Origin of the sequence: Halomarina halobia (assembly GCF_029338575.1) — an archaeon.
GTDB lineage: Archaea > Halobacteriota > Halobacteria > Halobacteriales > Haloarculaceae > Halomarina > Halomarina halobia.
In genome coordinates, this window is record NZ_CP119992.1 from 1765937 (window position 1) to 1788687 (window position 22751).

The window sequence follows — 22751 nt, forward strand, 5'->3', positions numbered from 1 at the left end:
CCACCGGGGTCGTCACCGACCGTCACGGTCGCCGAGGGACGCCGCCACCACGCCCTCGGCGACCTCGATCAGGGTGCACCACGTGTTCAGCCCGGCGCGGAGCGCCACGAGGTCGTCGGCGTCGATGCGCACCTCGACGGTCGCGCCGTCCCGGCCGACCGCGGCCCCGGTGCGGTCGCCCTCGATATCCCCGACCTCCTGGCGGACGCACCGCTCGACGAGCGCCGCGCGGTCGGGCGACTCGTACTCGAATTCGAGGAGAACGCCGTGCGGTGTCTGCGCCGACACGCCGCTACTCGACGTCGATCGTCTTGACGTCGCCGGCGCGTTCCTTGAGCAGCACGCGGTGACCACAGTACGGACAGCGGACGCCGCCGTACTCGTCGAGCTCGACGTCGCGCTTGCAGCGAGAACACTTGTAGCTCATACTGGTAGTATCGGGCGGGCGTACTTAGGTGTCGTCCTCGGAGAGGGCGGCGCGGATCGAGCGGCGGACGGTGCGACCGCCCGGCGTCTGCGCGCGGTAGGCTCCTCCGGTGAACTTCTCGCCGGTCTCCTCGTTGATCCAGATGCCCGTGCCGACGCGCTTGACGGGCGCGCCGTCGACCGTCGAGTTTCGCGTGTCCTCCTCGATCTCCGCGACGCGGCGACGGGCGACGCGGCCGTAGCGCGCGCCGAAGCGACCCGCGCTGCCCGTGCGTCCCTTCTTCTTGGCCATGATACGCGTCGATACCCCCGACAGGGGTATAAATCCGTTGAGTCGAATCCGTGCGGGCAACGCGCACCGCGCGGCACGCGGTGCGCGTTGTCGGGTGAAGGTGCGGCGTCGGCGCTACTCCCGGAGTCCGGCGTCCCGGAGCCACTCGTCGAGGTCGGCGCGGACGCGCTCGCCCGTCTCGCGGTCGTAGGCGGTGGTGACGACGCGGTTCTCCTGGACGCTCGAGCCGTCTCGGAGGAGCATCCGGACGTTGCCGTTCTCGTCGGCGCGGGTCGCCTTCGCGCGCACGCCGCTCCGGGAGCCGGACCCGCCGGCGTCGATCGGGCCGGGGATCAGCTTCTTCACGTGGGGGTGGGCCGCGACCGTCTCGACGGCTCGGCGGCCGTCGCGCCCGCCGATGAGCGTCGAGTGCGACCCGCCGAGCTTCGCCGCCGGGGGTCGCTCGACGGTTTCGAGCGCCGGCTCCCCCCGCCGCTCGACGACCGTCCGGACGGGGTCCTCGCCCTCGACGCGGAAGAAGGGGTAGTGGACCTGCTCGCGCACCGCCGAGAGCACCTCGCGGTCGCCGACGGCGTACACCTCCTCCGGGCGCTTCCTGAGGAGGTCGTCCGCGATCAGCCCCGCGAAGTTGCGCAGTTCGGTCGTCTCGCGCTCGCCCGCCTCGGGCGTGGTCGTCACCTCGCGACGCGCGATCACCTCGTCGTCGAGCAGGGCGGTGACGGTCGCGTGCTCCCGTGAGAGGTCGAGGACGACGGTGTCGGCGTTGCGCGTCCGACAGACGAGACAGAAGTCTCCCGGCCGGTCGAGGTCGCTCGCGCACTGCCGACACGTCATGTCGAACGACACTCGATCGAGGCGTATAACTTGCCGGATCGGACGCGGGACGACGACGGAACCCGCCCGCTCACCGCATCTCCGCGGGGTCGGCCTTCAGGTACTCGCGCAGGAGCACCGTCGCGTACGACCCGGAGGGGAGCGAGAAGGAGAAGGTGAGCGGGTCGTCCGCCACGTCGAGTTCCGTCGCGGCGAGGATCGCGCGGCGGGTGCCCGTCGAGCCGAACTCGCCCGGGAGGTCGAAGTCCCCAGGGGCGACCCCCTCGTCGTCGAGCACCCCTCGCTCGATCTCGCCCTGCTCGCCGTCCGCGAGTTCCGTCTCGGTGCCGACGAGCGGGGCGGTGACGAACGCCCGACCGCGGGCGCAGTGGCGGGCGATCGTGTCCACCCGGCGCTCGGTGACGCGCTGGCTGCGATCCGGGTCGGGGAGCCCGGCGTCGTCCGCGAAGCAGACCACGTCGCCGACGACCGGTCGGTGAAACGGGAGCCCCCGATCCAGGCGCGCGGAGAGCGTCCGGTTGAACAGGGAGGACTGCGCGGCGTTGACGAACAGCCGCTGGATGTTGTTCGGGGCCGTCCGCAGGGCGTCCGCGAAGTCCGCCTCCGACTCGCCGCCGTTCTCGACCAGCCGGTGGACCATCGCGCGCTCGTAGCCGAGGTGGGCGGGGAGGCGCTCCAGCGCCCCCGCCCAGTCGCGGGTCTCCTCGACGTAGGCGCGGGCCTCCCGTGTGGACTCGGGCTCCCGCTCGCTCGGGTTGCCGACGTAGGCGAGGACGGCCCCCTCCCAGTCCCCGCAGGCGACGGCGAGCCCCACCTTATGGGTGACGGGCCGGCGCGTCCCGAAGCGCTGCTGGCCGAAGTAGTTCGGGACGGCCACCTCCCCCGCCGCGCGGTCGCCGAACGCGCGCAGGTCCTCGGAGACGGCGGGGACGCGGTCGGGGTGCTCCGCGTCGCGCACCGCGATCTCGAACTCGTTGCCCCGGAGGTCGCCGAAGAGGACGGGGCGGCCGGTCCGTCCGAGGACCTCGATCTCCGCGCCGCCCACGTCGGGGAACGCGGGGTCGTCGAGCCAGCGCACGGAGAACAACTGCGTCGTCACGGCGCGCTTGTCCTTCGTCCCCGCCCAGGAGAAGCGCTCGCGGCTGAACCCGAGGCGGTCGGCGAGCGCGGCGACGAAGTCGTTGGTGTCCCAGTTGCGCAGCGTCGCGCGGAAGACGACGTTCGGGTACGCCCCCGGGTCGGCGTCCAGGGGCTCGACGTCGACCGCCTCTCGCTCGCGCACGCGGAAGTCCTCGGGGGCGGCGCGCAGTCGCCCGCCGACGCCGTCGGCGTCGCTCACGTAGTAGTCGATGCCGACCGCCCGCTCGACCGGGTGCGCCGGACGCATCAGCGTCCCCCCACCGTTCCCGCCGCCGCTCGTCGCATACCCCGCCCTTCTCGGCGCGGCCGTATGTGCGTATTGACATCCTCCGCGTCCCCCTCGCCGCGCTCGACACCGTGAGGAGGGAAGGGAACGGAGGGAGGAAGCGCCTGCTGGCTTCGACGGGGCTTTCGGGTACCGCCCCGAACCCCGGTCGATGTCGGACCTGTTCACGCCGCTGTCGCTGCGCGGCACGGAGATCCCCAACCGCGTGATGGTATCGCCCATGTGTCAGTACTCCTGCCAGCCCGTCGGGCTGGCGACGGAGTGGCACCGCGTTCACCTCGGCTCGCGCGCCGTCGGCGGCGCGGGGATCGTGATGAGCGAGGCGGCGGCCGTCGAGCCGCGGGGGCGCATCTCACCGAACGACCTCGGGATCTGGAGTCGGGCGCACGCCGACGCGCTCGCGCCGATCACGGGGTTCGTCCGCTCGCAGGGGTCGGTGCCCGCGATCCAGCTCGCCCACGCGGGCCGGAAGGCCTCCACCTACCCGCCCGCCGACGGCTACGGCCCCGTCCACGGTGACGACGGCTGGACGCCCGTCGGCCCGACCGACGAGCCGTGGCCCCACGACGAGCCGCTCGCGACGGAGGCGCTCGACCAGGCGGGGATCGAGGGCGTCATCGACGCCTTCCGGGAGGCCGCCGAGTTCGCCCTCGAGGCGGGCTTCGAGATCGCGGAGGTCCACGGCGCGCACGGCTACCTCCTCCACGAGTTCTACTCGCCGGTCACGAACGCCCGCGAGGACGACTACGGCGGCGACTTCGGCGGGCGGACGCGGCTCGTGCGAGAGGTCACCGCCGCCGTCCGCGAGGTGTGGCCCGACGAGAAGCCCGTCTTCGTCCGCCTCTCCGCGACCGACTGGCTGCCCGACCGGGAGTCCTGGACCGTCGACGACACCGTCAGGCTGGCGGGCGACCTCGCGGAGATCGGCGCGGACCTGATCGACGTGAGCGCGGGCGGCGTCCATCCCGACCAGGGGCTCCCCGACACCGGTCCGCACTACCAGACGCCCCTCGCGGAGGCCGTCCGCGAGGCGAACGACGTCGCCGTCGGCGCGGTCGGGAAGATCACGACGCCCGAGGGGGCGGACGAGGTGATCCGCAACGGGCGGGCCGACCTCGCCATCGTCGGCCGAGAGCACCTCCGCGACCCGTACTTCACCCTCCACGCCGCGGACGCGCTCGGCCGGATGGACGACGCGCGCGTCCCCGTGCAGTACCGCCGCGGGTTCTGATTAGAACAGCGAGAGGTCGCCCGTCACGCGGTCCACGAGGTTCTCCGGGGCCGGACCGACCGCGAGCGTCGTCACGGTTCCCGGATCGAGCTGCGTGTGGCCGGCGTCGCGGATGACGGCGTGTGGGAGGCCCTCGCGACGGGCCTGCTCGGCGAGTTCGAACAGCTCGCGCTCCCCGCCCGCCTGCAGGACGATCTTCTTCTTTCCCCCCGACTTCCACTCCCGTCGCGCGTCCGGCCCGGCCGACTCGTAGGCCTCGAGCGAGGCGTGGGCGACCTGTGCGGCGAGCTTGCCAGTCCCCATGCCGATGTCCGTGCGGGCGACGATGGCCTGCTTCATGCCCATACGCGGGCATGGCGGGTGGGGGTGAAAGCGCTGGCGACCCCCGGCGACTCGCGGCGGGCGGCCGTCACCCGGACGTCCCCCCGCCACCGTGGGAGCCGACCGGGAGGTTTTAGCGTCCGTCGGGCGCTGATACATCCAATGATACTCGCCGACGCGGACATCCTCGAACGGCTCGAGGCGGGAGACCTCGTCATCGAGCCGCTCGACGATCCCGACATCCAGATCCAGCCCGCGAGCGTCGACCTCCGGCTGGGTCGGGAGTTCCTCGAGTTCCGGCGGACGAACATCCCCTGCATCCACCCGAACAGCGAGCGGGAGGTCTCCGAATACGTCACGGAGACGGTCGTGGACGAGGGGGAGGAGTTCATCCTCCACCCCGGGGACTTCGTCCTCGGCACGACCGAGGAGCGCGTCGAGATCCCGCCGGACCTCATCGCGCACGTCGAGGGGCGATCCTCGCTGGGGCGGCTCGCGGTGGTCGTCCACGCCACCGCCGGACTCTGCGATCCCGGTTACCGCGGGCAGATCACCCTGGAACTGTCGAACCTCGGCAGCGCGCCCGTCGCGCTGACGCCGGGGATGCGCGTCTCGCAGCTCACGTTCACGGAGCTGACGTCGGCCGCCGAGCGACCCTACGGGAGCGGGCGCGGCTCGAAGTACCAGGACCAGGCCGGACCGCAGGCGTCGCGGATCGGCGGCGACAGGGAGTTCGGGGGCGACCAATGAAGCGATCACGAGTGAACGCGAGGAGCGCGAATCTCGACCACGAGCGACTGGAGGTCGGGGGCGACCAGTAAGATGCGCTTCATCGAGGAGGTGGTCGTCGACGACTTCCTGCCGACGTTCCGCTCGATGCTCGCCGAGGACCTCCGTGGACGGGGGCTCACGCAGAACGAGGTGGCGACGCTGCTCGGCATCAGTCAGAGCGCCGTCTCGAAGTACGCCCACGGCGACATCGACCGCCGCGAGGAGGTGCTCGCAGACGAGCGCGTGCGCGCTCTCGTCGCCCGCCTCGGCGAGGGTCTCGCCGCCGGAGAGATGAGCCGCGTGCAGGCGCTCGTCGAGACGGAGGTGCTCATCCGGCGGCTGGAGCGGGGCGACCTGCTCGCGACGCTCCACGAGCAGGCGATGCCCGAACTCGCGGAGTACGACGGCGACTTCGCCGTCCACGACGCCGACAGCGGGCTCCGGGAGGCCGAGCGCGCGCTGGCTTCGATCCGGCGCGGCCTCCGTATTCTCTCGAACGCGAGCGGGTTCGCCGCGCTCATCCCCGCGGTCGGGTCGAACCTCGTCGAGTGCCTCCCCGAGGCGGACGACATCGACGACGTGGCCGCCGTCCCGGGGCGCATCCTCGACATCAAGGGGCGGGCGACCGTCCCCGGTGAGCCCGAGTTCGGCGTCAGCGAGCACGTCGCTGGCGTCCTGCTCGCGGCCCGGGCCGGCGGCAGCGACGCGCGCGGTGCGCTGAACGTCCGCTACGACCCCGCCCTCGTCGCCCGCGCCGAGGAGCGGGGGTTGACTGTCCGCGAGTTCGACGCCGAGGGCGATCTCGACGCCGCCGTTGAGGCCGCGCTGACCGACGACCCCGACGTGGACGTCCTCTATCAGACGGGAGGGTTCGGCATCGAACCGATCGCCTACGTGCTCGCGCCCGACGCCGCGACGGCCGCCGAGCGCGTCCGCGATCTCCGATGAGCGTCCGCGCGTTCTACGGGCGCTACGCGGCGCTGTACGACGCCATCGCCACCGCCCCCGGCGTCGCCCGCTGGCGCGCCGTCGCCGCGGACGCGCTCGACCTCGATCCCGGCGACACCGTCGTCGAGATGGGCTGCGGGACGGGCGCGAACCTCCGCCACCTGCGCGAGCGCGTCGGACCGGAGGGGACGGTGGTCGGCGTCGACCTCACCCGCCCGCTGCTGCGGTACGCCCGGACGCGCGTCCGCGCCGAGGGGTGGGCGAACGTCCACCTCGCGCAGGCGGACGCCGCTCGACCGCCGATCGGTCGCGCCGACGCCGTCCTCGGGTCGTTCGTCGTCGGGTTGCTCGCCGATCCGGCCGCCGCCGTCGACGGCTGGTGTGACCTCGCGTCCGGCCGGGTCGCCCTCCTGGACGCGACGAGCAGCGCCCACCCGGTCGGCTCGCTCCTCAACCCCGCCTTCGGCGCGTTCGTGGGTGCGGGCGCGCCGGCCGACGCGCTCGCCGGATCGGTACAGCAGGCGCTCGCCGGGGGGCGCGCACGCCGTCGCCTCGACGAGCGGGTCCGGGCGGCGCGCGACGCCCTCGCCGCCCGGACCGCGGACCGCCGCCACGAGGAGCGCGCCCTGGGGTTCGTCGGCGTCACGAGCGGCCGGGTCGAGTGAGCGCCCCGTTCCTCGACACCTCCGCTCGCGGCGCTCGCCGGTCGCCGAACGGGTGGAGGCACGCTGCGCGAACGCAGAACCGGTGGGGCAAGCAGGCGACGCCGCGGGAGAGATCCGGTTCGCGGGGCGTGGCGTCGCACAACCGCGAGCACCCCGCGTCGAGAGTCAGCGCACGGGGACCCTGGTCCCGTTCTCAGTTATAAAGGTGCGGAGCGTGCGAGCAGCCCGAACGCCCCGATCATCACCACCGGCACCAGCGCGGCACCCGCGAGGAGCGCGGACAACGCGAACGGCCGGCAGCGCCGGCCGTGAGTGAGGCCGACGGCCGAGCGAGCGGACCGACGTTCACGGGAGTAGGGCTCTCGTGAGCCGACCGGAACGCGGCGCGTTCCGGTGACGACCCCCCGAGCGAAGCGAGGGGGTGAGGAGGGTTTTGCTCCAGCTTTTGCCGGGAAGCGAGCGAAGCGAGCGACCGCAGCAAAAGCTGGTGGTTCTAGAAGAACTTGAGCAGGTCGTCGCGCTTCGCCTCGTGGAGGTGGGTGCGGACGGCGTCCGTCAGCGCGTCGACGTTCCCGCGCTTGGCGGAGATGGGGGCGATCGTGTCCCGCCACTGCTGCCAGGGCGGGAGGAGGCCGAGGCGCTCGCAGAGTTCGTTCAGCCGTTCGTCGCGGTCGTCGACCTTGTCCATCTTGTTCACGGCGACGACCGGCGGGATGCCGAGCTCCTCGAGGAAGTGAAACAGCTCGACGTCGTGAGGGATCTCGCCGCGCTCCGCGTGGCGGTCGATGATGTCCACGACGCTCTTGCCGTCCACGACGAGCACGCCGACGAGGATATCATCGGCGTGGGTTTCGAGGTAGCGGACGATGTCGGTCTTGATTCGCTCGCGGCGCTCCTCGGGGACGCCCTCCATGAAGCCGAAACCGGGGAGGTCCGTGAGGACGAAGCTCTCCGGGGCCCAGTCGTAGTGGTTGGGCCGGCGCGTGACGCCGGGCTTCCCGCCGGTCGAGAACTGGTGTCCGGTCAACTGGCGCATGAGCGTCGATTTACCGACGTTCGAGCGCCCGACGAACACCACCTCGGCGTCGCGGTCGGGACGGGAGTCGAACATACCCGCGATACCCGAGCGGCGAGCAAAAACCCGCCGGGTCGCAATCGGACGACGGGGCGAAACGCGCCGCGCGATCCATCGACCGGCCGAAAAATCGGACGTCCATCGGGCCGATATCGTCTCGAAGGTGGTAAAAAATCGTTATATTCGTTCGTGACGGATATTGTATCGGTATGAAACTGAACGTACGTGCAGTGATATACGGGTTCGTAGCGACTGTGATCGTCGGGCTCCTCAGCGGAGCGGTCGTCCCCTTCACGGACATGAGCCTCCCGGCCGTCGGGTACGGTCTCACCGGCGTCATCGGCGGGCTCGTCGCGGGATACGTGGCGGGCGGCTCGCTCGGAAACGGGGCGCTCAACGGCGGCGTGGCGACGATCGTCGGCGCGCTCGTCGCGCTCGTCATCCTGACCCTCATCGGGACGCTCGCCGCCGGACTCCTTGGCGTCGGTATCTTCGTCGCCGGGATCGTGCTCCTCGTCGTCGCGGCCATTCCCGGCGCGGTCGGCGGTGCCATCGGCGCGTGGGCCAAGGGTCGCTCCGAGACCCGCATGACCGGCCGGCCGACCGCCTGAGCGCCTCGACGGATTCGACTTTTTTGTACCCGCCCGACGAGCGTGAGCCATGGAGGACGCGAGCAAGGCAGCCGTGCGCGACGCGGTCTGGACGCGATTCGAGGAGGGCGACTTCGCCCGGTTCCCGTTCCCGCCGCGGGGGCGCATTCCCAACTTCGTCGGAGCCGAGCGCGCCGCCGAACGGCTGTTCGGGACGCCCGAGTGGAAGCGCGCGGCGGTGCTCAAGGCGAACCCCGACTCGCCGCAGCGTCCGGTCAGGAAGCGCGCGCTCGCGGCCGGTAAGACCGTCTACATGGCCGTCCCTCGCCTGCGCGATGAGGAGTGCTTCGTCGAACTCGACCCGGCCCGCATCGATGACTACGACCACGCGTCCACCATCAAGGGCTCCTCTGAGCTCGGCGTCCGGGTCGGCCCGGACGCGCTCCCCGAGATCGACCTCGTCGTCGCCGGGAGCGTGGCGGTCTCGGAGGCGGGCGTCCGGATCGGCAAGGGCGAGGGCTACAGCGACCTCGAGTACGCGATCCTGCGGGAACTCGGCGCGGTGGACGACGGGACGCCGCTGGCGACGACCGTCCACGAGGCGCAGGTCGGGGACTGGGACGCGACGGCGGACGCCCACGACGTCCCCCTCGACCTGATCGCCACCCCGGGGCGGGTGATCCGCGCCGCTTCGACGGACGCGACGAAGCCCGGCGGGATCGACTGGGGGCTGCTCGACGACGAGCGCGTCGAGGAGATCCCCGTCCTGCGACGGCTCCGCCGGTAGCCGACGTCGGGGGCAGCTATTTCTCGTCGGGACGAGACGGGCCACTCGTGCGACTCGTACAGATCGCGCTCCCGACCGCGAAGCGGGAGACGGTACTCGGCGCGCTCGACGACGAGGGGATCGACTACGTCGTGAGCGACGAGACGTCGGGTCGTGAGTACGACGCAGTCGTCTCCTTTCCCGTCCCCACGAGCGCGGTCGAGGACGTCCTCGCGCGCCTGCGTGGCGTCGGTATCGACGAACGCTCCTACACCGTCGTCACCGACGCGACGACGGTCGTCTCGGAGCGGTTCGACGCCCTCGAGGAATCGTACGAGGAGGACGGCGGCTCCGAGGACCGGATCGCCCGGGAGGAGCTACTGACGCGCGCGAACGACCTCGCCAGCAAACCGGGCATCTACGTGGCGCTGACGGTCATCAGCGCCGTCATCGCCACCGCTGGGCTGCTGCTCGACTCGCCCGCCACGGTCGTCGGGTCGATGGTGATCGCGCCGCTCATCGGGCCCGCGATGGCCGCGAGCGTGGGGACGGTCGTCGACGACCGCGAGCTCTGGATCCGCGGCGTCCGCATGCAGTTTCTCGGGCTCGGGCTGTCGGTCCTCTCCGCGGCCGCGTTCGCCCTGCTCGTCCGGTGGACCAACCTCGTCCCGCCGAGCGTCGACCCGACGACGATCCCGCAGGTGCGCGAGCGCATCGCGCCGGACTTCCTCTCGCTCGCGGTCGCCCTCGGGGCGGGAACGGCCGGCGCGCTGAGCCTCCGTACGGGCGTCTCCACCGCGCTCGTCGGCGTGATGATCGCCGTCGCGCTCATCCCGCCCGCCGCGACCGTCGGCATCGGCGTGGCCTACGGCATCCCCGGGGTGGCGCTCTCCTCCAGCGTGCTCGTGCTCGTGAACGTCCTCTCTATCAACCTCGCGGCCCTCGTCGTGCTCTGGTACTCGGGCTACCGCCCCGAGCAGTTCTTCCGGCGGGAGGAGGCGCGGAGCGCGACGGCGAAGCGCGTCGCGGCGCTCCTGTTCGCCATCGCCGTCCTCTCGGTGTTCCTCGGCGGCGTCACCTACGACAGCTACCAGACCGCGAAGACGAAGGAGGCGATAAACGCGCAGGTCGACGCCGCCGTCGCGGAGACGGACTCCCCGGTGGTCCTCCTCGAGACGAGCATCGAGACGGACCGCGGCGGCCTGTTCCTGGACGAACCGACGGAAGTCGTCGTCACCGTCGGCGCGCCGCCCGGCGAACGGCCGGACGACCTCGCCGAGCGCATCGACCGCCGCATCCGTCGCCAGACAGGGACCGACCTGGCCGTCGAGGTGCGCTACGTCGAGGTCACCCGGGCGAGCATCAAACCGGCGTTTGAGGCTTCGTGAAGGTGATGCCGGGCGCGAGCGTCAGCTTCCCTCACACATGCGATCGAGAACGAAGGTCACACTGGCGGGGGCGCTCGCGCTCCTGCTCGTCACCGCGGGATGCCTCGGCACCGCGGCGCCGGGGGCGGACGCCCCGCCGAGCGAGAACGAACGCGACGCCGTCACCGTGACGGGCACCGGCACGGTCGAGGCCGCTCCCGACCGGGCGGAGCTTCACCTCGCGGTCGTGGGAACCGCCGACAGCGCCGACGAGGCGCGCGAACGGGCGGCCGAGGCCGCCGCGCGGATGCGGGACGCGCTCCGCGCGGCCGGGATCCCCGACGACGCCGTCGAGACGGTCGGCTACTCGCTCGGCGCGGAGTACGACCGCGGCGGCGAGCGGCGCGAGGTCGTCGGCCACCGCGCCGTCCACACCTACCGCGTCACGCTGTCCGACGTGGACGCCGCCGGATCGGTCGTCGACACGGCGGTCGAGAACGGAGCGGCGCGCGTCTCGTCGGTCCGGTTCACGCTCTCCGAGGAGCGCCGCGAGGAACTCCGCGGGCAGGCCATCGAGCGGGCGATGGATCGCGCGCGAGGCGACGCCGAGGCCGTCGCGGCGGCGGGCGACCTGACGCTCGGCGGGATCGAGTCGGTCTCGACGACGGACCGCGGCGGCCCGTACCCGGTGTACGCCGAGGCGGCGAGCGGCGACGCGGGCGGAGGGACGCGGTTCGATCCCGGTCGCGCGTCGGTGACGGCGACCGTGACGGTCGCCTACGCGATCGAGGAGTAGCTCCGACGACCGGCGATCGGTGGTTCAGTAGTCGGTAGTCGCTCCTCGCGAGGAGCGACTACCCCTCGAACGGGAGTTCGATCTCGTAGTCCACCGCCTCGACCGCCGCGTCGAGCAGTTCCTCGACGCCCTCCTCCTCCGTGACACTGACGTAGGCGTCGGCGTCGAGGTCGCGCGACCGGTCGGCCTTCGTACAGACGGTGAGGACGGGGATGTCGGCGAAGCGGTCCGCCAGCTCGTCGCGCAGGGCGAGTTGCACCTCGACCGGATAGCCGCACTCCGCGCTCGCGTCGACGAAGACGAGGATGCAGTCGGCGAGGTGCCGCAGTGCGCTGACGGCCTGGCGCTCGATGCCGTTGCGCTCGGCCTCGGGGCGGTCGAGCAGCCCCGGCGTGTCGATGAGCTGGTAACGGACGTGGTCGCGCTCGACGTGGCCCACGCGGACCTGCTTCGTGGTGAACGGGTAGGATGCCACCTCGTTTCTCGCGTTCGTCACGCGGTTGACGAACGTGGACTTCCCGACGTTCGGGTAGCCCGCGACGACGATCGTCGGCTGGTCGGCGCGGATGTCGGGCAGCGTCTTCAGCGTGTCCCGGGCCTCGCCGAGGGCTTCGAGATCCTCAGAGACCTCGCGCGTGACGTCGGCGAGGCGGGCGAACGCCTGCTTTCGGTGCTTGCGCGCGAGGTCGGCGTCGACGCCGCGCAGCTTCGACTGGTACTCGTCGCGGATGTGCCCGGCCTGCCGCCCGGCCCACATCACCTCCGAGAGGTGTGTACGGAGACCGTCGACGCCGCCCGGGCAGTCGCCGTGGGCCGGGACGACGGCGTCGGCGAGTTCGCGGTAGAACGGATCGACGCGGTCGAAGTCGGGCCAGGAGGTGGTCACGTTCTGGAGGTTGTCCGAGAGGATGTTGCCCGCGGTCTGCAGCATCGACCGCTGGGCCTCCGCGCCCGACTTCGCGCGGCCCGCCCGCGCCGCCCGCGAGAACGCCTTGTCGACGAGTTCCTCCGCCCGCGGTACGGTGGGGAGGTCTTCGTAGGTCATACCCTCCGTACCGGACGAGCACGCAAAAGCACGTTCCTTGTGCGCGGGGAGAGGGATCAGCGCTTTACCCCGCGAGGACGTATCCCGGCCATGGTCAACTGGCGCGCCGTCCTCGTCGGGTTCGGCGTCGAACTGGTCCTCGGCATCGTCGGCCTGGTCGTCCCGGTCCTCGGTCAGCTCACCGCGGCCGTCGTCGGCGGGTTCGTCGCGGGCTACATCGCGAAGGGCGGCGTCGGCAACGGCGCGTGGCACGGGCTGCTCGCCGGGGCGTTCGGCGGGCTCGTCGTCGCCCTAATCGTCGGGGTCGGCGGCACCGCGGTGCTCGGTCTCGCGGGCGGTTCCGAGGGCCTGCTCGCCGGCCTCGGCGTGACGGCGCTCGTCGTCGTCATCTGGCTGCTGCTGTCGCTCCCCTCCGCGGTCGGCGGGGCGCTCGGCGCGGCGCTGTCGTGAGCAGGGCGTACGCTTTACACCGTCCGGTGCGACCGTCCGACATGGCGACGATAGACCCCGAGGTACTCCTGCCGAACGAGCGCCTGCGGGAACTGGCCGAGGACGGCGAACTCGTGCAGATCCACCGCGGCGACCAGTACGCCGAGGAGGGAGACACGTTCGAGATCGACGGCGAGACGTTCGAGGTGACGGCCGTCGAGCACCGGACGCTCGGCGACCTCACGGACGAGGACGCCCGCGCCGAGGGATCGGAGGACCTGGCCGCGTACAGGGAGCGGATGGAGCGCGTCCACCGCGACCGCTTCGAGTGGGACGACGAGGCCGAGGTCGTACGCCACCGCTTCGAGGCGGTCTGAGCGCCGCGGCGGCGATCGGCTCCGCTACCGCCGACGGTCGGCCCGCCTATCGCCGCGACTCCAGCTCGGCGAGCAGGTCGTCCAACTCCATTCCCTTCATCGAGAGCAGGACGAGCAGGTGGTAGACGATGTCCGCGCTCTCGTGGGCGATCTCCTCGCGGTCGTCGTCCTTCGCGGCGAGGACGAGTTCGGTCGTCTCCTCGCCCAGCTTCTCGAGGACGGCGTTCTCGCCCTTCTCGTGGGTGAACAGCGACGCCGTGTAGGACCCCTCGGGAAGCGTCTCCCGCCTGCTCTCGATGACGTCGAATAGCTCCCGGAGCACGTCGTCGCTCACTGGACCACCTCGCGGATGTCGTCGAGGTCGTCGAACCGGTCGAGGGGTTCGCCGCCGTCCTCGAACACCGTCTCGTCGACGGTGATCGGACAGTCGGTGCGGGCGGCGAGCGCCAGCGCGTCGCTGGGACGGGCGTCCACGATCACGTCGTTCCGGGGCGTGTTCAGGTAGAGGTCCGCGATGTACGTCTCGTCGCGCACCTCCGAGACGTGGACGCGGTCGACCCGCCCGCCCAACTCCTCTACGACGTCGAGCAGGAGGTCGTGGGTGAGCGGTCGACCGATGTCGATCGCGTCGAGGCCGCGCGCGATGCTGGCCGCCTCGTCGAACCCGATGACGATCGGGAGCACGTCGACGGTGCCCTCGGCACCGAGAAGGACGACCGGTGCCGGTCCCTGAGGCGTGCCGGCGACGCGAACCGCCTCGATGAACGCGTTCATACCTGCCGGACGAGCGCCCCGCGCAAAACGTCTGCGGGATGGAGCGGGCGAACGAGCGCCGTCACCGGGCCGGGAGGGCCTCGAAGAAGGCGAGGCGGTGAACGCGGGAGTCGGGCGTCAGTTCGGGGTGGAAGGACGTGGCGACGACCGCCCCGTCGCGCACCGCGACGGGGCGACCCTCCCACTCGGCGAGCACCTCGACGCCCTCGCCCACCTCGTCGATGAGCGGCGCGCGGATGAACACCGCCGGAAAGGGATCGTCGAGACCGGCCACGTCGAGCGGGGCCTCGAAGCTGTCAACCTGTCGGCCGAACGCGTTCCGATCGACGGTCACGTCGACGAGGTCGAGCGTCCGCACGCGGTCGTCCTTCGCGTCCGAACTGGCGACGATGAGTCCCGCGCACGTCGCCAGCAGGGGCCTCCCGGCCGCGACGTGCTCCCGGATCTCCTCGTCGATCCCCTGCGAGCGGAGGAGCCGCGAGATGGTCGTCGACTCGCCGCCCGGCACGAGCAGGACGTCGCACTCGGGGACGATTCCCGCCGTCCGGATCTCGCGGACCTCGGCGGTCTCGCCGTGGGCCGCCGCCGCGCGACGGATCGCGTCGGCGTGCTCGGAGACGTCGCCCTGGACGGCGACGACGCCGGCGATGAGTGTCATGGAGAGGGATACGGACGTCGCGGTGAAAAGCGGCGCGCTCCGAGTCGAACGCCTCGTCGGCGTCACCCGGCGCGAGGGCTCGGGGGCTTCCCGCGGTGGAGGGTGGGCGAGCGGACGAGTGGGCGTGCAGGCGACGCCGCGGGCGGGGCGCGGGGCGTGGCGTCGCACGACCGCGAGCGCCCCGCGACCGAAGTCAGGTCACACGGACGCTGGTCCCGTGCTCCGATATAAACGTACGGACGAGGCGGATGACCCAAGTTCACCACCACCACCAGCGCGGCACCCGCGAGTGACCGGAGGGAGCGAGCGGACCGACGGAACCCCCGAGGAGCGCCGGAGGCGCGACGAGGGGGTGAAGGAGGGTTTTAGTCCAGGTTTTGCCAGCGAGTGAGCGCGCCGTAGGCGCGCGAACGAGCGCAGCAAAACGTGGTGGTTCAGACGACGTTCAGCACCATCACCAGCAGTCCGAACAGGACGCCGAAGGCGACGACAGTGCGAGGGTCGATCTGGGGGGCGTTGCGGTCCTCGGAGTCGAAATAGCGGACGAGTCCGGCGCTCGACATCAGACCGCCGGAGTTCTGGCCACGGCTCATGGTCCCCTTTCGGGTCGGTATCCCCGTAACCTTTTCGACTACCGACACCCCGAGCAGTGGAAACTCTTATTCCGGTCAACGGGTAAGCGAGGGTGGACCGATGACTGTCACCCTCAAAGATTTCTACGCAGACTGGTGCGGCCCGTGTAAGACCCAGGACCCGATCCTGGAGGACCTAGCGGAGGACTGGAACGGCCGCTTCGAGGTCGAGAAGGTAAACGTCGACGAGGAGCAGGACGTCGCCAACGAGTACCAGGTCCGCTCGCTCCCGACGCTCATCATCGAGAACGACGACGGCGTCGTCGAGCGCTTCGTCGGCGTCACCCAGCGCGAGGACATCGAGGACGCCCTCGAATCCGCGGGCGCATAGGACGGAGAGCGAACCGCAGTCGCGTTCTCCGAGAGCGATCACGGCCGAGGAGCCGGGGAGCCGAGCAGCCGATTAGCACCCTCGACGGTAATTCGGACGCGCCGGCGGCGTCCCCCCTACTGCGCGGTACGAGGCGGCGTCGCTACTGGAAGCGGACGCCGAGGTCGTTCATGCCCTCGTTGTGCATCGCGACGTTGATGAGCAGGGGCGTCAGCGCCTCCACCTCGCCCGCGTTGGCGAGGCCGCCCGCGTCGAGCGGGCGCAGTCCCTCGATCTCGTCGGCGAGCAGCGTGACGATGTCCTTGGCGTCCGCGTCGTCGCCGAAGACGAGCGTGTCCCACTCGACCTCGGCGTCCAGGTCGGCGAACCTGCCCGCGGCGAGGTTGTGGAACGCCCCGACGACCGACACGTCGTCGGGGGCGGCGTCGGCACAGAGCGCCGCCACGCTGCCCGCGCTGGGTGGGTTGTAGTGCAGCCCCGAATCGTCGCGCTTCATCCCCACGGCGGGCGTGACGAGGACGGTGTCGGGGTCGAGCCGGTCGCCGATGGCCTCGACGGTGTCGACCAGGTGGTACGCGGGGACCGCGACGACCACCACGTCCGCGCGGTCGGCGGCCATCTCGTTCGCGAAGCCCTTCACGTCCGCCTCGACGCCGCGGCTGTCGAGTTCGGTCACGTACTCCTCGGCCTTCCCACGGGCGCGCTCGGGGTCGCGCGAGCCGATCAGGATCTCGTGGTCGGTGTCGTACGCCCAGCGGAGCGCGAGCGCCTCGCCGATGTCGCCGGTACCGCCGCAGAGTGCGATTCGCATACCCGGGAGTCGGACGAGGGACGATTAAGCGTTGTGCGACGCGCTCGCTCGACTCGCACCGAGGGTGGATCGGGACGCCGGAGGCACACCGGCGGGGAGCGGTCGTCAGCGCGGTTCGAGCAGGGCCGGCACGTCGTTGACGCTGTCGCAGATCGCCCGCGCGCCGGCCCGTTCGAACTTCCGGCGGCCCGACTCGCCCGTGAGGCCACCCGTCAGGACGCCGATCCCGTGGTAGGCGCGTTCCGGGTCCTGCTCCTCGGCGTTGACGGCCGTCCGCACGTCGTCGAGCGTATCGCCGACGAACGCGAGCGCCTCGGCGTCGAAGCGTTCCGCGAGGTGGGCGAGCGCGTCCGGTTCGGGTTTCCCGGGCGCGTCGTGGTCCATCGTGAACAGGTAGGCGTCGGGCACGTCGAGGCCGACACGGTCCAGGGCGATGGCCGCCTCGGCCGCGGGACGGCCCGTCACCACGCCCACGTCGAAGCGTTCGACGAGCGCCGCGAGCGTTCCCTCCTCGACGAGGACCGTCTCGTCGTTGATGAACCCCGCCGTGTCGAGGGAGGGTTCGCCGCCCTCCAGTTCGCGGTACAGGTCGCTGCCGAGGTAGAGCTGCTGGAAGACGTCGGTCAGCTTCTCGGGGTCCCAGGCGGCGAGGACTCGCTCTCGCTGGTCGGGGTCGAGCTTGTCGGCGACGACGGTCTGCGCGCCGTCGAGACCGCCACCGCTCGCCGCGATGGCGTCCGCGAAGGTCTTCGTCGAGTACTCGTAGCCGTGGCGGCGCGCGAGGACGAGCAGCGCGGCGGCGTGGGTGAGATCCCAGTCGTCGTTGAACCCGCCGGCGTCCTTGAACAGCTGGACGGTCTCGCGGTCGACCGTCTCGCCGTAGACGCGCTCTATGGACTCCACGATGGCGCGGCGGTAGGACTCTGAGACGTCGATGAGTACGCCGTCGACGTCGAGGACGACGGCGTCGACGGCGAGCGTCACGCCGGCACCTCCCGCTCGCGGGCGGTGAACAGCGTCGTCCCGGGGAGCGTCTCCCTGGCGACCGGGACCGCCGGCTGGTCACCGCCGAGCGTGGTGAAGTGGAACGCCGCACCGACGCGACGGGCGACGGCCCACGCCGGCCGGTGCAGTTCCGGCGGCAGGCAGATGGCGTACAGCGCTTCGGCCCCCTCGTACACCGAGAGCGTCGGGTCGGTGACGTCGTCGCGCACGAATTCGACGCCCAGCGGCGTCGGACGGTCGTGGATGTCGGTGGCGACGACCGACGCGCACTGCGCGAGCAGGCGTGCGACGTCGTCGCGATAGCCGATGCCGACCTCGACGACGCTATCGTAGTAGCGGAGGCGCTCGAGCAGTGCGTCGCGTGTTGCCGGGTTCACGTCGGGATATTTATAGCTGGCCCGCTCTAATCTCTTGCCATGCACGTTGACATCGTGCCGGTCGGCGACGTGCCCCCCGCCGTCAAGCGCGAGGCATCTTCGGGTCTGCGTGCGGTCTACGACTGCAACGTGACCATCCACAACGTCCAAGAGATCCCCGAGGGGTCCTACGATTCGAGCCGAGGGCAGTACCGCGCCGAGGAGTTCATCGAGCTCGCCGGCCGCATCGGCGACGGCGACAAGAACATCGCCATCACGCCGAAGGATCTCTTCTACCGGCGGCGGAACTACGTCTTCGGGCTCGCCTACCTCGACGGCAACGGGAGCGTCATCTCCACCTATCGCCTCCAGACCTCCTCCGACGGTGGCATCGCCTCGAAACCGGCGAGCGAGGTGTTCTCCGACCGCGTCCGCAAGGAGGTCGTCCACGAGATCGGGCACACGCTCGGGCTCGAACACTGCGACAACAACCGCTGCGTGATGAACTTCTCGCCGACCGTCCGCGAAGTCGACACGAAGGAGCAGAACCTCTGTGGGTCCTGCTCCCGGCTCGTTCACTAGAACCACGACGTTTTACTGCGCTCCCTCGCGCTCGCTTCGCTCGCGCTCGGTCGCTGGTAAAACCTCGACGAAAACCGCGCCTCACCCCCTCGCTTCGCTCGGGGGACTCGGCGCGTCCGCTCGCTCGTTGCACTCGCTCGCGGTACGGTGCGCTGGCGTCGGCGGTGGCGGTCGGGGCTGTCGGATCGTTCACTCGCGCCGTAACTTTATATCGGAGAGCGGGACCAGCGTCCGTGTGACGTAACTCCCGTCACGGGGTGCTCCGCGGTTGCGCGACGCCACACCCCGTAAGCAGCCCGCGGCGTCGCCTGTTCGCCAGTACCGGCACTGTACTCGTGCTGTGCGCTCCGCTCGCCGGCGAAACTCGGATCGCCGTCGGACCACGATACGGCAGAGGACGCCTACACGTTCAGTTCGACGAGTTCCAGTCCGCTCTCCTCCTGGAACTCGCGGATTCGATCGTGGCGGGGGGCGATCTCGTTCGGGCGGTGGGAGTCCGAACCGAGCGTGACGGCCACGTCGTACTCGCGGAGCACGGAGAGGAACTCCGGATGGGGGGAGAACGCGCCGCCGTCGCGGAGGACGCGTCCGGCGTTCAGCTCGGGGATGGTTCGCGACCGCTCGAACGCCTCGGCGACTCGGTGGTAGTGTTCGTCGGTGGCGAACCCCCGTAGTTCGGGGTTGCGCTCGAGGAGGTCGGGGTGGGCCGCGATCTCGAAGAGCTCGGACTCGATCAGCGCGACCAAGGCGTCGAAGTAGTCTTCGGTGAGGTTCCGACGCTCCGCCTCGGACCAGTCCTCGAACAGCGGCGGCACCTGCACGTTCAGGTCGTCGATGGCGTGGACGCTCCCGACGGCGTAGTCGAAGTCCGCCTCGTCGAGGAAGGCGCGGATGGCGTCCTCGTCGCGGGGATCGTAGTCCACCTCGACCGCGTCGAAGACCCGGATCGCCGCGTCCTCGCGGACGCGCTCGATGGCCGCCCGCCGGCGCTCGTAGGTCAGATCGAGGTTGAACCCGTGGTCGCGCTTGGCCGCCACCATCGGCTCGCGCTCGGACACGTTACAGTGATCGGCGATACCGACGCCCCCCAGACCTGCTCGCTCGGCGGCGCGGACCATCCAGCGCAGGAAGCTCCCGTCCGAGTAGGTCGAGTGGACGTGGTAGTCGTAGTCCATGTGGACGGGTGTCCATCGTCGGGGTTAAACGTACCCCCGGTGTGAGCCTCCCCTACTCCTGCTCGTCGTCGCGCTCGGGGGCGTAGTAGTACTCGCCCGCCCGCTTCTGCTCGCGGTCGAGTTGCGATCCCGGCTTGTTGATGCGTGGACGGCTCGTGCGCTGGTCGCGGCGGAACGTGACGTCGAGGTTGCCCAGGAAGCGGTTCATCCCCTCGCGCATACCGACGGGCGGGCTGGTCTCGCCACGGATAGCGGGCTCGCCGTCGAAGACCATCAGGCGGTCCGCGAGGAGGTCGATCATGTAGATGTCGTGGTCGATGACGAGCGCCGTCGCGTCGTGGTTCTCCGTGTAGCGGCGGATGGCGCGCGTGGCGAGCACGCGCTGCTCGACGTCGAGGTGCGCCGACGGCTCGTCGAGCAGATAGAGGTCGGCGTCCTCGGAGAGGCAGGCCGCGATGGCGACGCGCTGGCGCTCGCCGCCCGAGAGGTCGGTGAGGTTCTGCTCCATGATGCGCTCCAGCTGGAGCGGCCCCGCGACCTCCGTCTCCCAGTACGAGGAACCGAAGTCGTCCGTGATCGAGGCGAGGAACGCGTCGACCCGCATCGGCTGGTCGATCTCCACGTACTGGGGCTTGTAGGAGATGTCGAGGCGCGCGTCGAGTTCGCCCTCGGTCGGTTCCAGTCGCCCGGTGAGGAGCTTTGCGAAGGTGGACTTCCCGATCCCGTTCGGGCCGACCACGCCGAGCACCTCGTTCTCGTGGATCGCGCCGGCCTCGACCTCCAGGGTGAACTCGCCCTCGCCGTAGCTCATCTCCAGGTCCGGGTACTCGACGAGCACCTCGCCCTTTCGCGCCGCCCGCGGCGCGTGGCGCTCGAACTCGATCGCCTCGGGCCGGATGCGCATGTTCTGGGCCTCCAGGTAGCCCGCGAGGTACTCGTTGATCCCCTGGCGGGTGGACTTCGGGGGCGTGATGACGCCGAACGCCCCGGGTTCGCCGTACGCGACGTGCAGCGAGTCGGCCAGCAGGTCGAGGACGGCGAGGTCGTGCTCCACGACGAGCATCGAGCGGTCGCCCTCCTCGGCCAGTTCGCGGATGAGTCGCGCGGCGGCGACCCGCTGGCCGATGTCGAGGTAGGGCGTAATCTCGTCGAGGAAGTAGAAGTCGGCGTCGCGCGCGAGCGTCGCGGCGAGCGCGACGCGCTGGAGCTCGCCGCCGGAGAGCGTGTCGATGGGCTGATCGACGACCGGCCCGATGTCGAGGCGGTCGACGAGGTCGTCGACGACACCCCGCTCGTCGGTCGAATCGAGCAACTGGTGGGTGTTTCCGTCGAACCGGTCGGGGATCTTATCGACGTACTGGGGCTTGCGCGCCACGGCGATGTCGCTGTCGCGCATCGCCTCGAGGTAGTTCTGGAGTTCGGTGCCGCGGAAGCGGTCGATGGCCGCCTCCCAGCTCGGCTCGGCGTCGTAGTCCCCGAGGTTGGGGGTGATCTCCTCGGCGAGGATGCGGACGGCGGTCGTCTTCCCGATCCCGTTCGGACCGAGGATGCCCGTCACCTGTCCGCCCTGCGGTGCGGGCAGGCCGTACAGCGAGAACGCGTTCTCGCCGTATCGGTGGACGGGTTCCTCGTCGAGTTCCTGCGGGAGATTGATGATCTCGATGGCGTCGAACGGGCACTTCACCACGCAGATGCCACAGGTCTCGCCGAGGCAGATCTCCTCCGAGATGCGCACCTGGTCGGGATCGCCCGCTATCCTGCCCTCCTTCGCCGCGTCGCCGCGGGTCGTGATGCACTCCTTGCCCGTCCGGTTGGGCGGGCAGTAGTTGGCGCACTCGTAGTTGCAGCGGTCGGGCGAACAGCGGTCGAGATCGACGACCGCGATGCTGTCCTCGGCCATTACAGGCTGACTCCCGCGGTGTACAGGACGGTCAGGCTGACGAACCAGAAGGCGAACGTCATGAAGGCGACGTAGAGGTAGTCCTTCGCGGAGAATTCGTCGACGACGCCGGTGACGCGAAGCAGGGGGATCTGCACGGCGATGGCGACGAGAAGGACCGACGCCGACAGGACGTCCTCTGGGCCGGAGGCGACGGCGCTCGCGGCGACCCCCGAGAGGAGCCCGGCCACCGCGGACAGCGCGGTGACCGTGAGCCCCCGAACGTGGGCGCGTCGTCGCTCGACGGTGTCGGTTGCCATGTCCCTGGATCGGCCGTCCGGCCGCAAAAGCCGTTCGGTTGGCCCCTCGACGGTACCGACGGTGCGACGGCCGGCGCAGATACCGGCGGTTGTGTCCGGAACCGGAAGAACGCCTCAACCTTTATGCGGCGTGGACGTGTCCCTTCGTCCACTGATGAGCGACACTACTGCCGAGGGGATAACGGACCTACCGCCGAGCGCGAAGCTCGTGTACAAGGTGCTCGAGTACAACGGCCCGCTGACGCAGAAGGGCATCGTGGAGGAGTCGATGCTCTCCGCTCGCACCGTCCGGTACGCGCTCGAACGGCTCGAATCCATCAGCGCCGTCGACGAGGACGTCTACTTCGCCGACGCGCGCCAGAACCTCTACGAGATAAACCAGTCAGCGCAGCCGACCGAGACCGACGAAGCCGAGGAGACGAAGGCCGTCTGCGACGACTGAGCGCCCTCTCGATCGCCTCGGCTTCGGTCGCGCGACGGGCGACACCGGCGCTTTCCTCGAGCCGCGTCGGCCCGGCCTCGCTCACTCGATCCGAATCCTGTCCCCGCGCCCCACCCCGTCGAGCGCGCCCGCCGGAAACTCGATCACGGTGTCCGCGACCGCGCGGCCGTAGCCGCGCCACGGGGCGAGCGTCGCAGTCCGCTGGACGACGCCGTCGCAGAGCCAGCAGGCGTCGATCGCGAAGGGGACGCAGAGCATGTGGATCCCCCGCCGAGCCTGCCGGCCGAAGGGGAAGACGAGCGCGTAGCCGTCGGGCACCGAGCGCCGGAACATCAACCCCCGTCCCTGGGCGAGCAGCCCCTCTGCCCGCTCGACCTCGGTCGCGAGCACCCGTCCCGACCCGTGCACGACGCGCATGTCCGAGGGA

The 22751-nt window shown here is 70.7% G+C and carries 32 protein-coding genes; 13 read left to right on the forward strand and 19 right to left on the reverse strand.

The window, feature by feature from the left end; all coding sequences use genetic code 11:
• Nucleotides 1-12: 12 nt before the first annotated feature.
• The 5 genes from P1K31_RS09295 to truD form a co-directional block, all read right to left on the reverse strand.
• Nucleotides 13-288 (reverse strand): KEOPS complex subunit Pcc1, encoded by a 276-nt coding sequence (locus tag P1K31_RS09295; RefSeq protein WP_276303054.1) that lies wholly within the window; start codon nt 286-288, stop codon nt 13-15.
• 4 nt (nt 289-292) lie between these two features.
• Nucleotides 293-427: a DNA-directed RNA polymerase subunit P gene (locus tag P1K31_RS09300; RefSeq protein WP_254543259.1), complete on the reverse strand. Its 135-nt coding sequence runs from the start codon at nt 425-427 to the stop codon at nt 293-295.
• A gap of 24 nt (nt 428-451) precedes the next feature.
• Nucleotides 452-718 (reverse strand): eL43 family ribosomal protein, encoded by a 267-nt coding sequence (locus P1K31_RS09305; protein WP_276303055.1) that lies wholly within the window; start codon nt 716-718, stop codon nt 452-454.
• Between the two features lie 114 nt (nt 719-832).
• Nucleotides 833-1552 (reverse strand): DUF2103 domain-containing protein, encoded by a 720-nt coding sequence (locus P1K31_RS09310; protein ID WP_276303056.1) that lies wholly within the window; start codon nt 1550-1552, stop codon nt 833-835.
• 70 nt (nt 1553-1622) lie between these two features.
• Nucleotides 1623-2939 (reverse strand): tRNA pseudouridine(13) synthase TruD, encoded by a 1317-nt coding sequence (gene truD, locus P1K31_RS09315; RefSeq protein ID WP_276303057.1) that lies wholly within the window; start codon nt 2937-2939, stop codon nt 1623-1625.
• Nucleotides 2940-3129: 190 nt separating this feature from the next.
• On the opposite strand from truD, the gene P1K31_RS09320 reads away from it, so the two are divergent.
• Complete coding sequence (locus tag P1K31_RS09320; RefSeq protein ID WP_276303058.1) at nt 3130-4209, forward strand: NADH:flavin oxidoreductase/NADH oxidase; 1080 nt, start codon at nt 3130-3132, stop codon at nt 4207-4209.
• Here P1K31_RS09320 and pth2 read toward each other — a convergent pair whose 3' ends face one another.
• Nucleotides 4210-4548: a peptidyl-tRNA hydrolase Pth2 gene (gene pth2 / locus P1K31_RS09325; protein ID WP_276305732.1), complete on the reverse strand. Its 339-nt coding sequence runs from the start codon at nt 4546-4548 to the stop codon at nt 4210-4212.
• Between the two features lie 144 nt (nt 4549-4692).
• Here pth2 and dcd point away from each other — a divergent pair, with 144 nt between their 5' ends.
• From dcd to P1K31_RS09340, 3 genes are all read left to right on the forward strand, one after another.
• Nucleotides 4693-5280 (forward strand): dCTP deaminase, encoded by a 588-nt coding sequence (gene dcd / locus P1K31_RS09330; protein WP_276303059.1) that lies wholly within the window; start codon nt 4693-4695, stop codon nt 5278-5280.
• A gap of 72 nt (nt 5281-5352) precedes the next feature.
• Complete coding sequence (locus P1K31_RS09335) at nt 5353-6249, forward strand: thiamine-phosphate synthase family protein (protein WP_276303060.1); 897 nt, start codon at nt 5353-5355, stop codon at nt 6247-6249.
• Nucleotides 6246-6914, forward strand: coding sequence for a class I SAM-dependent methyltransferase (locus tag P1K31_RS09340; protein ID WP_276303061.1), 669 nt, complete (start codon nt 6246-6248; stop codon nt 6912-6914). Before P1K31_RS09335 ends, P1K31_RS09340 begins: the two co-directional genes overlap by 4 nt.
• 493 nt (nt 6915-7407) lie before the next feature.
• Here the strand turns inward: P1K31_RS09340 and engB are convergent, their stop codons facing one another.
• Nucleotides 7408-8025, reverse strand: a complete 618-nt coding sequence (gene engB / locus P1K31_RS09345) for a GTP-binding protein EngB (protein ID WP_276303062.1) — start codon at nt 8023-8025, stop codon at nt 7408-7410.
• A 173-nt stretch (nt 8026-8198) separates the two neighbouring features.
• Between engB and P1K31_RS09350 the strand changes: the two genes are divergently transcribed.
• Genes P1K31_RS09350 through P1K31_RS09365 form a run of 4 tightly spaced genes read left to right on the forward strand, consistent with a single transcriptional unit; the run spans nt 8199 to nt 11508 of the window.
• Entirely contained in the window at nt 8199-8600 is a 402-nt protein-coding gene (locus P1K31_RS09350) for a DUF5518 domain-containing protein (protein ID WP_276303063.1), read from the forward strand.
• A 49-nt stretch (nt 8601-8649) separates the two neighbouring features.
• Nucleotides 8650-9366 (forward strand): 5-formyltetrahydrofolate cyclo-ligase, encoded by a 717-nt coding sequence (locus tag P1K31_RS09355; RefSeq protein WP_276303064.1) that lies wholly within the window; start codon nt 8650-8652, stop codon nt 9364-9366.
• 47 nt (nt 9367-9413) lie between these two features.
• Nucleotides 9414-10733, forward strand: coding sequence for a TIGR00341 family protein (locus P1K31_RS09360; protein ID WP_276303065.1), 1320 nt, complete (start codon nt 9414-9416; stop codon nt 10731-10733).
• Nucleotides 10734-10770: 37 nt separating this feature from the next.
• Nucleotides 10771-11508: an SIMPL domain-containing protein gene (locus tag P1K31_RS09365; protein WP_276303066.1), complete on the forward strand. Its 738-nt coding sequence runs from the start codon at nt 10771-10773 to the stop codon at nt 11506-11508.
• A 58-nt stretch (nt 11509-11566) separates the two neighbouring features.
• On the opposite strand, the gene P1K31_RS09370 is transcribed toward P1K31_RS09365, so the two are convergent.
• Nucleotides 11567-12553, reverse strand: a complete 987-nt coding sequence (locus P1K31_RS09370; protein ID WP_276303067.1) for an NOG1 family protein — start codon at nt 12551-12553, stop codon at nt 11567-11569.
• 90 nt (nt 12554-12643) lie between these two features.
• Between P1K31_RS09370 and P1K31_RS09375 the strand changes: the two genes are divergently transcribed.
• Nucleotides 12644-13003, forward strand: a complete 360-nt coding sequence (locus P1K31_RS09375) for a DUF5518 domain-containing protein (RefSeq protein WP_276303068.1) — start codon at nt 12644-12646, stop codon at nt 13001-13003.
• 41 nt (nt 13004-13044) lie between these two features.
• Nucleotides 13045-13359, forward strand: coding sequence for an ASCH domain-containing protein (locus P1K31_RS09380; protein WP_276303069.1), 315 nt, complete (start codon nt 13045-13047; stop codon nt 13357-13359).
• A 46-nt stretch (nt 13360-13405) separates the two neighbouring features.
• On the opposite strand, the gene hisE is transcribed toward P1K31_RS09380, so the two are convergent.
• The 4 genes from hisE to P1K31_RS09400 form a co-directional block, all read right to left on the reverse strand.
• Complete coding sequence (gene hisE, locus P1K31_RS09385; RefSeq protein ID WP_276303070.1) at nt 13406-13693, reverse strand: phosphoribosyl-ATP diphosphatase; 288 nt, start codon at nt 13691-13693, stop codon at nt 13406-13408.
• Nucleotides 13690-14133 carry a bifunctional nuclease family protein gene (locus P1K31_RS09390; protein ID WP_276303071.1) on the reverse strand — a complete coding sequence of 148 codons (444 nt, stop codon included), beginning with the start codon at nt 14131-14133 and terminating at the stop codon, nt 13690-13692. Before P1K31_RS09390 ends, hisE begins: the two co-directional genes overlap by 4 nt.
• Before the next feature lie 61 nt (nt 14134-14194).
• Nucleotides 14195-14791: a pyridoxal 5'-phosphate synthase glutaminase subunit PdxT gene (pdxT, locus tag P1K31_RS09395; protein ID WP_276303072.1), complete on the reverse strand. Its 597-nt coding sequence runs from the start codon at nt 14789-14791 to the stop codon at nt 14195-14197.
• A gap of 434 nt (nt 14792-15225) precedes the next feature.
• Entirely contained in the window at nt 15226-15384 is a 159-nt protein-coding gene (locus tag P1K31_RS09400) for a preprotein translocase subunit Sec61beta (protein ID WP_276303073.1), read from the reverse strand.
• 100 nt (nt 15385-15484) lie between these two features.
• On the opposite strand from P1K31_RS09400, the gene P1K31_RS09405 reads away from it, so the two are divergent.
• Nucleotides 15485-15754, forward strand: a complete 270-nt coding sequence (locus P1K31_RS09405) for a thioredoxin family protein (RefSeq protein WP_276303074.1) — start codon at nt 15485-15487, stop codon at nt 15752-15754.
• Between the two features lie 142 nt (nt 15755-15896).
• Here P1K31_RS09405 and npdG read toward each other — a convergent pair whose 3' ends face one another.
• The 3 genes from npdG to P1K31_RS09420 all read right to left on the reverse strand — a co-directional run bounded on the left by npdG (nt 15897) and on the right by P1K31_RS09420 (nt 17947).
• On the reverse strand, nt 15897-16565 hold the full coding sequence (gene npdG / locus P1K31_RS09410; RefSeq protein ID WP_276303075.1) for an NADPH-dependent F420 reductase: 669 nt from the start codon (nt 16563-16565) through the stop codon (nt 15897-15899).
• A 105-nt stretch (nt 16566-16670) separates the two neighbouring features.
• Nucleotides 16671-17549, reverse strand: coding sequence for a TIGR01548 family HAD-type hydrolase (locus P1K31_RS09415; protein ID WP_276303076.1), 879 nt, complete (start codon nt 17547-17549; stop codon nt 16671-16673).
• Complete coding sequence (locus P1K31_RS09420) at nt 17546-17947, reverse strand: UPF0146 family protein (protein WP_276303077.1); 402 nt, start codon at nt 17945-17947, stop codon at nt 17546-17548. Before P1K31_RS09420 ends, P1K31_RS09415 begins: the two co-directional genes overlap by 4 nt.
• Nucleotides 17948-17986: 39 nt before the next feature.
• Here P1K31_RS09420 and P1K31_RS09425 point away from each other — a divergent pair, with 39 nt between their 5' ends.
• A complete protein-coding gene (locus tag P1K31_RS09425) occupies nt 17987-18508 on the forward strand; it encodes an archaemetzincin family Zn-dependent metalloprotease (protein WP_276303078.1) in 522 nt (173 codons plus the stop codon).
• A 401-nt stretch (nt 18509-18909) separates the two neighbouring features.
• On the opposite strand, the gene P1K31_RS09430 is transcribed toward P1K31_RS09425, so the two are convergent.
• From P1K31_RS09430 to P1K31_RS09440, 3 genes are read right to left on the reverse strand one after another with little or no spacing between them, the layout of a single operon-like run.
• Nucleotides 18910-19683 (reverse strand): PHP domain-containing protein, encoded by a 774-nt coding sequence (locus tag P1K31_RS09430; protein ID WP_276303079.1) that lies wholly within the window; start codon nt 19681-19683, stop codon nt 18910-18912.
• A 52-nt stretch (nt 19684-19735) separates the two neighbouring features.
• The gene (locus tag P1K31_RS09435) at nt 19736-21583 is read right to left on the reverse strand and encodes a ribosome biogenesis/translation initiation ATPase RLI (protein ID WP_276303080.1); all 1848 of its coding nucleotides are present in this window, start codon (nt 21581-21583) and stop codon (nt 19736-19738) included.
• Nucleotides 21583-21882: an EMC6-like membrane protein gene (locus P1K31_RS09440; protein WP_276303081.1), complete on the reverse strand. Its 300-nt coding sequence runs from the start codon at nt 21880-21882 to the stop codon at nt 21583-21585. Before P1K31_RS09440 ends, P1K31_RS09435 begins: the two co-directional genes overlap by 1 nt.
• A 154-nt stretch (nt 21883-22036) precedes the next feature.
• Here P1K31_RS09440 and P1K31_RS09445 point away from each other — a divergent pair, with 154 nt between their 5' ends.
• Nucleotides 22037-22324: an ArsR family transcriptional regulator gene (locus P1K31_RS09445; protein WP_276303082.1), complete on the forward strand. Its 288-nt coding sequence runs from the start codon at nt 22037-22039 to the stop codon at nt 22322-22324.
• An 81-nt stretch (nt 22325-22405) separates the two neighbouring features.
• On the opposite strand, the gene P1K31_RS09450 is transcribed toward P1K31_RS09445, so the two are convergent.
• Nucleotides 22406-22741 (reverse strand): DUF192 domain-containing protein, encoded by a 336-nt coding sequence (locus tag P1K31_RS09450; RefSeq protein ID WP_276303083.1) that lies wholly within the window; start codon nt 22739-22741, stop codon nt 22406-22408.
• Between the last annotated feature and the right edge of the window lie 10 nt (nt 22742-22751).